The organism is Saccharopolyspora sp. NPDC003752 (assembly GCF_053605825.1).
In genome coordinates this window covers 120439-134013 of sequence record NZ_JBSGJZ010000018.1, presented here as the reverse complement: position 1 = coordinate 134013, position 13575 = coordinate 120439, and the positions used below count along the sequence as shown (strand labels likewise).

Annotated in this window: 12 protein-coding genes; 6 read left to right on the top strand and 6 right to left on the bottom strand. The window is 68.6% G+C overall.

The window, feature by feature from the left end:
- Nucleotides 1-312: 312 nt before the first annotated feature.
- On the bottom strand, nucleotides 313-1257 hold the full coding sequence (locus ACWEV3_RS23695; protein ID WP_452616013.1) for an alpha/beta fold hydrolase: 945 nt from the start codon (nucleotides 1255-1257) through the stop codon (nucleotides 313-315).
- A 78-nt stretch (nucleotides 1258-1335) separates the two neighbouring features.
- Here ACWEV3_RS23695 and ACWEV3_RS23690 point away from each other — a divergent pair, with 78 nt between their 5' ends.
- On the top strand, nucleotides 1336-1878 hold the full coding sequence (locus tag ACWEV3_RS23690; RefSeq protein ID WP_452616012.1) for a helix-turn-helix domain-containing protein: 543 nt from the start codon (nucleotides 1336-1338) through the stop codon (nucleotides 1876-1878).
- Between the two features lie 166 nt (nucleotides 1879-2044).
- Here ACWEV3_RS23690 and ACWEV3_RS23685 read toward each other — a convergent pair whose 3' ends face one another.
- Complete coding sequence (locus ACWEV3_RS23685; RefSeq protein WP_452616011.1) at nucleotides 2045-2683, bottom strand: LysE family translocator; 639 nt, start codon at nucleotides 2681-2683, stop codon at nucleotides 2045-2047.
- Nucleotides 2684-3243: 560 nt separating this feature from the next.
- Between ACWEV3_RS23685 and ACWEV3_RS23680 the strand changes: the two genes are divergently transcribed.
- The 3 genes from ACWEV3_RS23680 to ACWEV3_RS23670 all read left to right on the top strand — a co-directional run bounded on the left by ACWEV3_RS23680 (nucleotide 3244) and on the right by ACWEV3_RS23670 (nucleotide 6120).
- Nucleotides 3244-4104, top strand: a complete 861-nt coding sequence (locus ACWEV3_RS23680) for an arginase family protein (RefSeq protein WP_452616010.1) — start codon at nucleotides 3244-3246, stop codon at nucleotides 4102-4104.
- 147 nt (nucleotides 4105-4251) lie between these two features.
- Complete coding sequence (locus ACWEV3_RS23675) at nucleotides 4252-4896, top strand: GyrI-like domain-containing protein (RefSeq protein ID WP_452616009.1); 645 nt, start codon at nucleotides 4252-4254, stop codon at nucleotides 4894-4896.
- Nucleotides 4897-5130: 234 nt separating this feature from the next.
- Nucleotides 5131-6120 carry a glycerophosphodiester phosphodiesterase family protein gene (locus ACWEV3_RS23670; protein WP_452616008.1) on the top strand — a complete coding sequence of 330 codons (990 nt, stop codon included), beginning with the start codon at nucleotides 5131-5133 and terminating at the stop codon, nucleotides 6118-6120.
- Between the two features lie 356 nt (nucleotides 6121-6476).
- Here ACWEV3_RS23670 and ACWEV3_RS23665 read toward each other — a convergent pair whose 3' ends face one another.
- Nucleotides 6477-8390: an FAD-dependent monooxygenase gene (locus ACWEV3_RS23665; RefSeq protein ID WP_452616007.1), complete on the bottom strand. Its 1914-nt coding sequence runs from the start codon at nucleotides 8388-8390 to the stop codon at nucleotides 6477-6479.
- 410 nt (nucleotides 8391-8800) lie between these two features.
- On the opposite strand from ACWEV3_RS23665, the gene ACWEV3_RS23660 reads away from it, so the two are divergent.
- Nucleotides 8801-9385 (top strand): DUF4232 domain-containing protein, encoded by a 585-nt coding sequence (locus ACWEV3_RS23660; protein WP_452616006.1) that lies wholly within the window; start codon nucleotides 8801-8803, stop codon nucleotides 9383-9385.
- A gap of 158 nt (nucleotides 9386-9543) precedes the next feature.
- Here ACWEV3_RS23660 and ACWEV3_RS23655 read toward each other — a convergent pair whose 3' ends face one another.
- Nucleotides 9544-10767: a hypothetical protein gene (locus ACWEV3_RS23655; RefSeq protein ID WP_452616005.1), complete on the bottom strand. Its 1224-nt coding sequence runs from the start codon at nucleotides 10765-10767 to the stop codon at nucleotides 9544-9546.
- Nucleotides 10768-11033: 266 nt separating this feature from the next.
- Here ACWEV3_RS23655 and ACWEV3_RS23650 point away from each other — a divergent pair, with 266 nt between their 5' ends.
- Nucleotides 11034-12389 carry a glycosyltransferase gene (locus ACWEV3_RS23650; protein ID WP_452616004.1) on the top strand — a complete coding sequence of 452 codons (1356 nt, stop codon included), beginning with the start codon at nucleotides 11034-11036 and terminating at the stop codon, nucleotides 12387-12389.
- On the opposite strand, the gene ACWEV3_RS23645 is transcribed toward ACWEV3_RS23650, so the two are convergent.
- Both ACWEV3_RS23645 and ACWEV3_RS23640 read right to left on the bottom strand, forming a co-directional pair.
- Nucleotides 12349-12975, bottom strand: coding sequence for a sterol carrier protein domain-containing protein (locus ACWEV3_RS23645; RefSeq protein ID WP_452616003.1), 627 nt, complete (start codon nucleotides 12973-12975; stop codon nucleotides 12349-12351). The two genes, ACWEV3_RS23650 and ACWEV3_RS23645, sit on opposite strands and share 41 nt — an antisense overlap.
- Nucleotides 12917-13570, bottom strand: a complete 654-nt coding sequence (locus ACWEV3_RS23640) for a GNAT family N-acetyltransferase (RefSeq protein WP_452616002.1) — start codon at nucleotides 13568-13570, stop codon at nucleotides 12917-12919. Before ACWEV3_RS23640 ends, ACWEV3_RS23645 begins: the two co-directional genes overlap by 59 nt.
- Nucleotides 13571-13575 lie beyond the last annotated feature (5 nt).

Here is a 13575-nt window from a genome sequence, read left to right as displayed (position 1 = left end):
TGATCAAGACGCGACGGATCGGGCCCAGGTTGCACAAGCGGCTCCGAAAACCAAGAATGTCGGCTCTGTCACAAAGTCGGTGATTCGCGCCCCGATGATCAGGCCCTGTGTTCCCGCATCTGTCCGGCCTGCGCACGTGCCGAGCCGGGGCGCCGAAAGATCCGCCCTGATCCGTCCTGTTGAGACAGGTGGTCGGTGACCGCCGCAACGGTGTCGGGGTTTCGGTGCTGCGTTGGCATCCCGTAGTTGGTGGGGGCTTGCCAGCGGTGTGGCCGTTCGTCGATGGCGTTGACGAGTGACGGCTTTCGGGTATCACCTGCCGAGCAGGTCCCGGATCGCTTGGAGCACGGCGTCGGGGCGCCGCCAGTGGATGGAGGCGTGTCCGGCGCCGTCGACGAGGCGGTTTTCGCCGCGCCGGACCGATGCGGCCAGCGCGTCATGGAGCCGCCGCTTGCCGTCGATCTCCTCGCCCAGCAGCGCCTCGGATTCACCGACCAGCACCGCCTTCTTGAAGTCGTCGATGTCCGTGGCGGTGAGGACGATCAGCGGAACATCGGGCAGCGGCCCTGCCTGACGCATCTCGTCGAGGAACCGGTCGCGGTAGGGCACCAGCTCGTACCCGTCCATGATCCATTCCGGACTGACGTGGCGTTCGATGAGCGAGTCGCGGATCTCTTCCGGCCAGTCCGCCATCATCTGTGCGAACAGACCGCGGTAGAGCGCAACGGCCTCCTCCGGCAACTCGTCGGGCAACTCCTGGGGATCCCATGCGTTCCGCATCTCCGTCAGCTGCCGGGGCATGTAGGCGTCGTAGTCCTCGTGGTCGGTGTCCATCAGGACCAGGCCTGCCACCTCGCCGGGAAAGCGCGTCGCGTAGAGGCGGGCGTAGAGGCCGCCCAGGGAGTGGCCGACCAGCAGGTAGGGGGCGGGCACGTCGGCGACGCGCAGCAGGCCGCGTAGCTCGTCGGTTACCTCGGCGCAAGTCAGCGGCGCGTCGATCCGGTCGCTCCAGCCCGTCCCGGTTCGGTCGTAGATCACGCTCGTGGTGAACTCGGCGGCCCGCTCCTGCACGTTCCAGTAGTCCAGGCCGACCGCGCCGCCCCCGGGTAGGAACACCACTGCTGGGCTGCCGGTGCCCGAGCGGTGCAGCAGTAACCGTCGACCCCCTACCTCGTAGTGCCGCCCCAATGGTGGCGGTGCCCCGGTCGCGGTGTCGGGGCTGTCCCCGGACGGTTGGTCGCGCATCTGGTCTTGCATCGCTGGCTCCCTCGCGGTCAGTGCACATCGCTGCTTTCCCAATTTTGGGAAAGGTACCAGATGTGGGATCGTGGCTTGGTGGACACGCTTGACCTTCTCCTCCATCCGGTGCGGGTGCGCATCGTGCACGTCATGTCCGGCGGGCGCACCCGCACCACATCCGACCTGTGCGCGAGCCTGCCCGACGTTCCCAAGACCACCCTGTACCGGCACGTCGGCCTGCTGGCCGAGGCAGGACTGCTGGAAGTCGTCGGCGAACAGCGGGTGCATGGTGCCGTCGAACGCCGCTACCGCCTGCGCCGCGAGCGCGCGACGATCGACATCGACGCGGCCGCGTCGATGTCGCTGGACGACCACCGCTACGGGTTCACCGCCGCCATGGCGGCCCTGCACGCCGAATTCAATGCCTACCTCGACCGGGATCACGCAGACCCGACTGCCGACTCGGTGGGCTACCGGCAGATACCGCTCTGGCTCAGCCAGGACGAACTCGCCGAACTCATAAGCGAGTTGCGGAGGGTCATCGCGTCCAGGATGGACAACAAACCTGCACGAGGCCGCAGCCTTCACCTGTTGAGCCCGATCCTGTTCCCGATCGAGGAACGACCGCAGCAGGACTGACCAGCAGGAGGGTGACGGCCAGAGCGCCCGAAGCGCAGCGACGGGCGTCACACATCCGCTCGGAAGGACCACGGCGGCAACACCGGCACTCGACCGATGTGCCGCATGTGGCCAATGCTTCGAAACCTGCCCTCACCCAGCCGGATCACGGTTTGCGGCTGGAGCTCTAGCGGCTCTCGACCGCGACCCGCAGGCCCAGTGCGACCAGGACCGTGCCGCTGACAGCTTCGAGCCGACGACGGATCTTGGCTCGCCGGAACCACGCACCGGCGCGCGCCACCCCGGCCGCGAGGGCGAGGTAGAAAGCGGTCTCCACGACGACCTGGATCAGCGCGAGCACCGCCGTCGTGGCCAACAGCTGCCGGTCGGTCGGGATGAACTGCGGGTAGAAGGCGAACATGAAGATCGCCGCCTTCGGGTTGGCCAGCATCACCAGCACACCCTCGCCGAAGGACCGCCGAGCCGACTGCCGGGGCGAGGCGGCGGCCTCGACCGGTTCGCCGGCGGCCTTCGCCCGAATCGCGGCGATCCACGAGCGCACCCCGAGGTAGATCAGCAGTGCTGCGCCGGCCACCCGCAGCACCAGATACGCGACCTCCGAGGCAGCGACCAGGGCGGCCAATCCCGCGCCGGCTGCCAACGCCCACAGGTAGAGCCCGGCTTCCAGCCCCAGCACGGTCGCGACAGCGGATCCGAAGCCGTGCAGCGCGGCGCGGCGGAAGATCAACGCCATGGCCGGTCCGGGCGAGGCGGAGATCAGCAGCACTGCGAGCAGGAAAGCGGGCAACACCTGCAGCACGTCCATCGTCGGCGCAGCCTCCTGTCCAGATCAGTTCCGAGGACAAGCTACTGGAACATCCCGACAGGGCCCGACTGGTCAACGAGCACCTGCGGATGTGGCAGCAGTTGGCAACCAGCGGGGCTGGGCCGCTGGCCGGACGGCTCGTCGCCCCGGACACCGGACAGCCGGTGCTACGGCGATCAGAACGGGTTGCTCGTACTTACCGGCCAGCGACCCCTGCCAGGAGCGACCGCGAAGGTGCGTGTGGTGCCTCCGCGCCTGTAACGCCAAGGGGTCGCGAGCCACGCCCAATGGCGGGAACAGGCTGGACATCACCACACACGCGGTCGAGCGGATCGCCGGTCGCCCCGCGACGACCCAGGCCGAGTTCTTCGCCAGCCAGCGCGAGGAACTGCTGGGCTGAGCGCTTCTTCGTGAAGAGCCTTCCACCGCAACGTTTCCGCGCTCCTCCGACGGGCTGGTGCCTCGTCCAAGCCTGCGCCAGCCTCATATCGATTGCGCCACCACATCGGCGGCCCATACTGTCAGGCCAGCAGATCTGCTGATCGCTCTGAAGGAGTCGGATGACCGTGACCGATCGTGCCCTTGGCACCGCGCCTGCGCTCACGCACTTCGCTGGGCGCGCCGGCGACCACAACGACCGAGCGATGGTTGGCTCACGACTGGTGGCGGCAAGCCTCGCTGCTCGTTTCGGCGCCGAGCCGGTCGTCATCGGCCGGCCGCTGCCGGCACTGTCGGTGGGATGGGAAGAGGAGCTCGCAGCCGCGCTCCCGGCTCTGCAGGAGATGTCCCAGCGGTACGAGCAAATACTCGGTGACGGCGGCGTACCGGTGACCGCGCTGAGCCGCTGCGCGGTCGCCCTGGCCACCTTGCCGAGGATCGCTGCTCACCGACCCGATGCCGTGGTCGTGTGGTTCGACGCTCACGCGGACATCAACACCCCGCAGACCTCTGCGACCGGTTACCTGGGCGGTCTGGCGCTCAGCGGTCCGCTCGGCCTGTGGGACTCCGGTCTCGGGAGCGGCCTGCCGCAGCAGAACGCCATCCTCGTCGGAGCACGTGACATCGACCCGCCGGAGCAGCACCTGATCGATCGCGGCGACATCGAACTCGTCGAAGTCGGGCCCGGCCTGCCGGAGGAACTGCGACGTGCGATCGACGGTCGGCCGGTATACGTACACCTCGACTGCGACGTGCTCGAACCCGGCACCGTGCCGACCGACTACCTCGTGCCGGGTGGGCTGAGCCTCGCGCAACTGCGGCAGGCAGCCGAGGTACTGGCCGAAAGCGAAGTCATCGGCGTCGAAATCGGCGAGTTCGAATCGCCTGCAGATGCCGCGCCCGCAGCGCCCCTCATCGATGCGTTGGAACCGGTTCTTCAAGCCGTTGCGCGTTCCTTGAACGCAGGACGAGCTGGAGCATGACGCACGGTCATGTCGGTCGCCGACGAGAACACTTCGAAAAGACCCGGCCGGCCATCGGCCAGCAACCGGTGCGTGAGGTGTTCTCGTACTCGCTGAGCCTCCTGGAGGCAGGAAGGTAGTGGCTCGCCAGGCGAGCCCAGGTTCCTGATGGCCGACAAGATCGACTTCAAGAAGACCCTCGACTCCTACCAAGCACAACGCGGCCGGTTCCGGGTCGTGGACGTGCCCGACATGCGGTACCTCATGGTCGACGGTCACGGCGACCCCAACACCTCGCCCGCTGTCGCCGAGGCGGTCGAAGCGCTCTACCCGGTTGCCTACAAGCTGAAGTTCGCCAGCAAGCAGGGCCTCGGCCGCGACTACGTGGTTCCGCCGCTGGAAGGCCTGTGGTGGGCCGAGAACATGGACTCCTTCACGGCCGCTCGTGACAAGTCGCAGTGGGACTGGACGATGATGCTCATGGTCCCCGGCTGGATCGACCAGGCCATGTTCGCCACCGTGGTCGAGCAGGCCGGGAAGAAGAACCGGCCAGCGCGTCTCGATGACGTCCGGCTGGAGGCCCTGTCCGAGGGGCAGTGCGTGCAGACGCTGCACATCGGCTCCTTCGACGACGAGGCGGACCTGCTCGCGCAACTGCATCACGAGTTCATCCCCAGCCACGGGTTGTGCATGGCCGGCAGGCATCACGAGATCTATTTGAGCGACTTCCGCAAGGTCGCGCCCGAGAAGCAGCGCACCATCCTCAGGCAACCGGTACGCTCCGCGAACGCTGCGGACGTTCGGCACCGCTGAACCAGGCCGGACCATCCTCCGCTCATGTGGTGTCGATGGAGCCGGGCGCGACGGCGAGTCGGCGCACAGTCGGATCCACTGTGGACAGGCCCTGCGGTGCTGGACCCAGAGCGCAACGGGGCGGCGTCGACCGACGCGGACTTCGCCGCGCTCAGGTGAGGCGTTGGTCCGTTGACCGGTCGTGGGTGCGAAGACCGGTTTGAGCCGGTTTCCGGACTCGCGGCAGAATGCGGCATGCCCGAAGCACGTCCGCGGTGGCGGAAGAAGCGGTACATCCTCGGCGCGGTCGTCGCGCTCCTCGCCGCTTTCGCCTTCGCCAACAACACCCAGCTGTTCGCCGAGGTCGGCGGGGAATCTCCGAAGCTGCTGGCGCATCGCGGTGTCGCGCAGACGTTCAGCACCGCCGGCGTGGAGAACGACACGTGCACCGCCGAGCGGATCGATCCCCCGGTGCACGGGTTCCTCGAGAACACGATCGCCGGCCTGCGCGCGGCGTTCGACTCCGGGGCCGACCTGGTCGAACTCGACGTGCACATCACCAGCGACGGGCAGTTCGCGGTCTTCCACGACTGGGAGGTGGACTGCCGCACCGACGGAACCGGCACCACCCGGGACTTCACGATGGCCGAGCTGAAAGCGCTCGACATCGGCTACGGCTACACGGCGGACGGCGGCCGGACCTTCCCGTTCCGGGGGCGCGGTGTCGGGCTCATGCCGTCGCTGGACGAGGTGCTGTCGGCGTTCCCCCAGGAGCCGCTGCTGATCCACGTCAAGAGCGAGGATGCGGCCGAGGGCGCTGCGTTGGCCCAGCGGCTGTCCGAGCTGGACGCGGTTCGGCTGGCCGACATCGCCGTCTACGGTGGTGATGCGCCGGTGCGGGCCGTCCGGGATCGGCTGCCGCAGATCCGCGCCGCGTCGAAGGGCAGCATGACCGACTGCCTGCTGCGGTACGAGGCGATCGGGTGGACCGGGATCGTTCCGGACGCCTGCGCGAACACCGAACTGCACATCCCGGAGTCCTACGCGCCGTGGCTGTGGGCGTGGCCGTCGAAGTTCGTGAGCCGCATGGAGTCCGCGGGCACCCGCGTCGTCCTGGTAGCCGGATCGGGTGGGTTCTCCGAGGGATTCGACACGCGGGAGTCGCTGGCGCGGATCCCCGGTGGTTTCACGGGCTACGTCTGGACCAACCGGGTCGCCGAGGTGGCGCCGCTGATCGACCGCTGAGGCGGGAAACGGGGTTCGACCAGACCAGCGGGAACGAGTCATGGGGTGACAGCACGCCGAGGACGAGCTGGACGATCCCCGGCCCTCAACCGCCCGGCTCGCTGAGCCACGGCCCCGGAACAGGAGAGGAGGAACTTCCCATGACATCGGGTACCGGATGGTTGCTGCTGGATGTCGATGGCCCGCTCAACCCGTACGCCTTGAACGTGAATCGTCCGCTCGCGGGTTCCGCGACCGGGCCCGGGCCGCCGCTGCGGAGAACGACGCCCGTCCCAGCCCTGCCGATGTCATCAAGGAAATCACCCAGGGGCCCATCGCCGGCTGAGGGTGACCGCTCTGTTGGCTCGACGTCTGCGTCAGCAGGCCGGCGTCCCGACCTCGACCAGCACGCCGCCGAGGAAGTCGACGAGCTCGTCGTGGGCGTCGAGGGGGAGGACGTTCGCGACGTACTGGTCCGGCCGGACGACCACGAGGGCTCCGTGGTCCCGGTCCAGGCCGCGCAGGTCGAAGATGTCGGTGGCCGGATCGGGGCAGAAGACCTTCTCGTAGTCGATGAGCTCGAACGATCCCTTGCGGGGGAGGAGGACCGGCGGCAGGTCGTCGACGGTGACGTCGCGATGTCCCTGCTGGAGCACGGCCCGGACGTCGATCACCGAGTCGGGGTCGGCGCCGGGCGGGGTGAACCGGGCGATCGGTGAGCCTCCCGAGGCCAGGAACCCGGCGAGTGCCCGCAGCCGGGAATCGGGGCCGCCGGGATGGGCCCGGTCGGCGAACGCGTAGAGGCGCCAGGCGCCGTCGGCCCGGGCCGCGTGGCCGAGGTGCATCGGCTTGGCGTCGGCCAGCCGGACGACCGGCGCGGAGTGGAACCGCATCCCGATCGGGAAGCCCTCCGCCAGGTGCTGGTGGGTCGGTGCCGCGGTGAGGACCGAGGGCTCGTAGCGGACCGCGACCCCGGCGGTGAACCGGCCCTGCTCGCGGAAGTAGTGCTGGAATCGCGCCGGGTCGGCGTCCCCGTCCGGGCGGGCGCTGAACAGCGCAGCGAACTCGCGGTCGAAGTCGATGAGCTGCTGGGCGACCTTCTGCCGTTCCGCCGAGTAGGTGCGCAGCACCTCGGGTCGCGAGGTCCCGCGGAGCACGGTGCCGAGCTTCCACCCGAGGTTCCAGGCGTCGGCCATCGAGACGTTCATGCCCTGCCCGGCCTTCGCGCTGTGGGTGTGGCACGCGTCGCCGGCGATGAAGACGCGGGGCTGGCGGGTGTCGGTCTCGGCGTCGGGGACGTCGTCGAAGCGATCGCAGAGGCGCTGGCCGATCTCGTAGACCGCCCACCACCCGACGTGCTTCACCTCGAGGGTGTAGGGGTGCAGGATCCGGCCGGCGACCGCGGCGAGTTTCTCCGGGGTCACGGTGCGCTCGCGGAGCATCTCGGCGTCACGGTCGTTGTCGAGCTCGATGTAGAGCCGGACCAGGTAACCGCCTTCGCGCGGGATGACCAGGATGCTGCCCTGTTCGGAGTGGATGGCGGACTTGAGCCGGATGTCGGGGAAGTCGGTGACGGCGAGGACGTCCAGCACGCCCCACGACTGGTTGGCGGTGTCGCCCTCGAGGCGGCGGCCGATGGCTTCCCGGGTGCCGCTGCGCGAGCCGTCGCAACCGACGACGTACCGGGCGCGGATGGTCGAGCTCTCTCCGGTCGGCTGGAAGTCCTTGACGTGCTGCAGTGTGACCGTGACCGGGTGTTCGGTGTCGGCGTCGGTGTCGACCCGCACGTCGGTGGCGTGCAGCCCGTAGACGGGTTCGGCGCGGGAGGCGGAGCGGCGCATGTGGTCGCGCAGGTAGGCCAGCATCCGTGCCTGGTTGACGATCATGTGCGGCATCTCGGAGATGCCGTCCTCGACGTCGTCGATGCGTCCAGTTCGGACGATGGAGCTGCCGTCCTGGGGGTCCGGTCGCCAGAAGGTCACTTCGTTGACCTGGTAGCCCTCGTGGATGAGCTGATCGGCCAGGCCGAACGCCTCGAACATCTCCACCGTGCGGCACGCCACGCCGTCGGCTTGGCCGACTTCGAGCGGCTCGTCCCGCCGGTCGACGATCACGGTGTGGATCTCGGGGAACTCGGCGAGCTGGGCCGCCAGGACCAGTCCGGCCGGACCGCAGCCGATGATCAGAACATCGGCCGTGTCCGGCAGGCCGTTCGGGCGGTCGGCCAGGGACGGGTGGGGGTCCGCGACGAACGGGTCCCCGGGCTTGTAGCCGTCGAGATAGAACTGCACTGGTCTTGCTCCTCTGGGCATCGGACCACCCGGGCCGTCAGGGCGTGGGCTGCTGAGCCTTGCCGCGGACCACCGGGTAGCACGTTCCATCGTGCGGCAGTGACGCCCTGGCGGAAAGTCCGTTCTGCTATGAGGAACAGTCAACGGCCGTGGGCTCCACGAACGGGCATGTGTGCGCCGTTCACGAAGGCGGCCGGATGAGGCGTTCGAGCTTTCAAGCGGATAGCCACGCGGGCTCGGGGAAGGTCCCTCGCGGCCGCTCTGAGTCAAGTCGATCAGGGGTTCGGTGCCCTTTCGGGCAACGTTGCTCGAATCCGAGCGGTGGGCGCAACCCCGGTGGGCATCGGGCGTCTTCCGGGATGACAAAGCGGTGAGAAACCGTTGATACACCTGAGGAAAAGGGGAGCACGATGCTCAAGCGCTACCGCATGACGACGGCTATCACCGGCATTCTGGGTGGGGCACTGCTGATCACCGGCTGCGGAGCCGCCGCCGCGCTCCAGCCGCCCGAGCGCGGCGCGGTCAATGCCGGTCCGGCCTCGGGCGGGGGCGGCGGGGACATCGGCACGTCGAACTGCTCGGAAGCCGATTTCATCATCTCTGCCGCACCTGTGGAGGGCGAGCCCGGCAGTTTCATCGTGTCGTACGGGAACCGGTCGGACAAGACCTGCACGATCAACGGCGGCGTGCCCAACCTCCAGGGCCTGGACATGAGCGGCTCGCCGATCGAGGAGCTGCCCGTCGAGGACGTGCGGCTTCCCGACGCGCCCGAGGAATTCACCCTCCAGCCCGGCGAGATCGCGTACGCCGGCATCGGCATGATCCTGGCCGACAGCGGCGACCCGAACGCCGATGTCCTCACCGGGTTCCAGTCCTCGCTGCCGGACATGTCCGAGCCGCAGCCGGTCAACGTCGTCGGCACCGACGAGATGCGATTCGCCGCGAAGCACCTGCGGGTCAGCTCGCTGGTGTCCACCCCGGAAGAGCTGGGCTGACGTCGATGGATCTGGGGGCGTTCGCAACGCCGTAGCGAGTTGGTGGTGACGAATCGCGTGGCAGAACGCTCGGCCGGGGTGTCCCGGCTGAGCGTTTCAACCCACATCGCCGGTGGGCGGAAAGTCGTGCGGCAGCAATGATTTCCGCAGCGCAGGAGTCACTGATGCTGCAGGGCTTTGAACTCGTCGAGCCAGGCGTAGTTGGGAGCGGGGGTGCCGTCGGGGAGGGGCTGCACCGTGCGCGAGGCGAACAGGCTGTTCAGCAGCCACGGCTTCTTGTCCGGCCCGAAGCCGTTCGACATGGCGGCGTCCTGGCCGACCCCGTAGGTGGCCACGGCGAGCTTGCCGGTGGCCCGGAACTTCTGCGTCTGGTCGTGCAGGAAGTTCTTGTTGTTCTCGAACCACGGGCTGGTGCGCAGGAAGTCGTACCACCGTTGCGGCGGGAACGGCTTGTCGAGCGCGTTCTTGATGACCTGCCACACCCGGGTGTCCGGCGGGATGTCGTACTCGTCGGCGTACTCGCGGGACACCCGGTCGGTGAGATGCTCCTGCCAGAGCTGGACGAGGGAGAACTCGGTGGCGAGGAACTTCTTGTCCGGGCCCAGCCGGGGCAGGATGTAGTCGAGGTAGGCATCGGCGTCGTTCAGGTCCGCAACGTGCGGGTGGATGTCCGTGCCCTCGATTTCCGGGGTGTTGCGGACGTAGGCCATCCAGCGCTCGGTGCCCTCACCTGTCCACTCGGGATCGTCGAGGTGGTTGAGCGAGCCCATGTAGAGCCTCGTCTTGCACTTGTCCGGGAAATGCGCAGCACGGTACTTGATGACGTGGTCGGCGACGGCCTCGTAGAAGGCGTTGATGGCCCCGTTGTTCCAGTCGTCGTGCGGACATTCGATGAACGGCTCGTTGCCGATCACCAGGATGTCGACCTCGTTCAGCACCTCCGGCAGCATCTCGTCCAGCCGGCGGAGTTCGGCGTTCATCGCATCGGTGCCGGGGCGCGGCAACGGCTTTCCGCGTTCCGGGAAGTAGGGGAACTTCAGCGACAGCACGGTTCCGCAGCCGTGCGCGCCGGCCTGCAGCAGGGTGCTGATCGCGGGGGCATCGGCCGGCTTGCCCTTGTCCGCGTCGGGCATGGCGAAAAAGCCGCGCAGCCACGTCGCCTCGGCGGTCTTGAGCTCGCCGAAGGTCACGATGCGCGGGTCACCGTTGAAGTTCACGCCGAGAACGCCGTTCGGTGGCGGCGCGGTCACCCGCGGAATGAGCGGCTGCGCATCGACGTTGCCCTGTCCCTCCCGGGGGGTGCTGCAGGCAGCTGCGCCGAACACGGCGAGTCCGGCCGCCGTGGACAACTGGAGCAAGCGACGTCGGGGCAATGCGCTCATGTGCCCGGATGCTTCACCGACCGCAACACGATTGTCAATCGATGCGACGAAGTGCAGCGCCCAAGCGCCGAACCGGCAACAGATGGACATATCGCGCGTCAGAAGAGGCAAGACTCCTGAGTATTCAGGCAGCACTGCGGTTCGCGGGCACCCACCAATCCTCCAGCGCCGGTAGGAATGCTCGCAGATGCATCGCGTCGATCGCGGCCAGGTCCTGGTGACGAAACCCACGCGGAAGGACAGTGCGTGTTCTGCGCTGATAACGCATGAACTCGGCAGACGGGAATCCGTCATCCGTCGCTGAAGAGGCCGATCCGCTGCCGGGAACGGCCGGCTCCGGATCGCGGGCGGTCACGGCGAGACCGCTGAGAATCCTGTTCACGTCACTGGCCCTACCGGCCCACATCCGGCCGCACGAACCGTTGGCACGAGCACTGCTCGGGCGCGGGCACGACGTGCGGCTGGCGACAGCGGCGTCGATGGAGCGCCTCGTGACCAGGTCGTACGGCATCCCCCACCTGCCGGCCGGGCTTGACTGGACCGCGGACCCGGACATCGAGCGGCGGCTGACGTCGGCCTTGGCCAGGGTTGGCAACGAAGCCTTCTGCCGGGTGCTCTACGGCGAGGTCCTGGCCGGACAGTGCGTGCTGCCGATGTTCGAGGACCTGCTGGAACACGCGAGGCACTGGGCCCCCGACGTAGTCGTCAACGACTGCGCGGAGTGGGCGGGACCGCTTCTGGCGCTGTCGCTGGGAATCCGGAACCTCTCCGCCGACAACGGCCTGCTGCGCAACGTCTGGGATCACCACGCCGATCACATCCGCCCGAGGCTGACCGAACACCGCTCGGTGCTCGGCCTCGGCCCCGAACCCCGGACGCCGAGCAGCCTGGACCACGTGGTGCTCACCCCCGCGCCCCGGGAACTCTTCCTCGCAGACCTGCCCATTCCGGCGGTTCAGCCCTACCGGCACGAGAATCCCAGGCAGGCCCGCGAAGCGCTCCCGCGCTGGGTGCGTGAGCTGCCGGACGACACGCCCTTGGTCTACGTGATGCTCGGGAGTTCCGGAAACTGCGCGCCCGGCATGGCGGCCGGTTTCCACCGGGCGAACCGCACCGTTCTCGAAGCCCTGGCGGGTTTCGACGGCGCCGTGATCGTCGCGGTCGGACGCGGCAACGTTTCCCAATACCTCCCACAGCCCAGCCATGTCCGCGTGGTGGAATACGCGCCGCAAACACTCGTGCTCCGGCGCGCCAACGTGTTCGTCACGCATTGCGGTTTCGGTGGATCACGAGAAGCGATCGAGGCCGAAACCCCGATGGTGATGCTTCCGTGGTTCGCCGACCAGCCGCTCAACGGAAGGGAAATGGCCGCGCGCGGCATGGGATTGCTGCTCGACCGGTCCACCGCAACCCCTTCGCAGGTCCGGGACGCGATTTTCGAGGTTCTCGCCGAAACGCGGTACCGCGCCGCGATATCCGCGGTGCGGCGTCGAATGATGGCCCTCCCGAAGCTGGAGGAGATCGTCGGCGACCGCGCTCAGTTCAACGGGATCGCCTGCGTCGCCGCCCGCGAGCGAGTGGTCAGAACCAGTGCAGGCAGTGCGGGGAACGCTCGGCGCTGAAGAGGGCGTCAGCGAGCATCGCCGCGCCCGGGCGGTGGGCCCGGATGTGTCCGGCACGCACGAGCGTGCTCGGGGCGGTGCCGCCGAGGTAGACCGAGCCCAGGTCGCTCACGTCCAGGGACAGGTCGGGCTCCCGGTCCGTCGGGACGCAGTCGGCCTTGCCATCCCGGACGGTCAGCAGGTAGCGGCCGTGCTCGCCGAGGCACGGATCGTCGACGTCGAGGACGAGCTCACCGTCCATGAACCAGCCGCGCGCGGTCAGCGCACGCGGGACGTCCAGCAGCCGCACCCAGAGCCAGTCGGTGTCGTCACTCACCTGGCCCGCGCGGAAGTCCGCGAGTTGCCAGCGCAGCGGGTGCCCGGGCGGGAACTTCTTGAACACGACCTCGAAGACCAGGTCGTGTCCGAGCACGAACTGGGCCAGGGCCGTGAAGACGGCGTCGTCGGTGGCGACGGTCTCGTCGACGGTCAAAGTGCCGGGCTCGCCGAGCGAATAGCTGGCGTACCCGTCCGGGACGCCGTCGGCGTCACGGTGGACGGCGACGTAGCGCGGCGCCGGAGAGACCGGGGGCTGCCCCGCGCCCAAGGCCCACCAGTGGTGCGGCCGGGACAGCGCGCCGGGCTGTGCGCGGCGGTACCGGCCGTAGACCTCTGCCAGGATTTCGACGCACTCGGCACGCCGCAGCAGCTCGACCGATCCGGTCGCTGGGGCGCCGGCCGCTCCGCGCCCCCCGGGGGACGGCGAGGGCTGCCTGGTGGCGCGGCACCACCAGCCGCTGCGTGTAGGTCGCCGGTCCGTAGCCGAACCTGCGGTAGATCACGGCCTCGGAGGCCAGCAGCACGGAGAGGAACTCCCCTCGGGCCCGCAGCTCGGTGAGCTGATGCCGCATCATCGCGCTGAGCACGCCCTGGCGTCGGTGCGAGGGCAGGACGCCGACGGCGGTCACCCCGGCGGCCGGGGCGAGGATCTCGCCGGGCAAGGTGAGCTCGAAGGAGTACGCACCGGCGGTGCCGACGGGCCGCCCGTCCGCCGCCGTGGCGAGCAGGTTGCGGTCCATTTCGAGCGCCGACCACCAGACCCCGCCGCCATCGGTCGGGGTTTCCGGGAAGCGCCCGAACGCGGCATGGAGCGTGTCGACGAAGACGTCGAGGTCCTGGTCGGTCGTGGAACGGATCTCCATTGCTG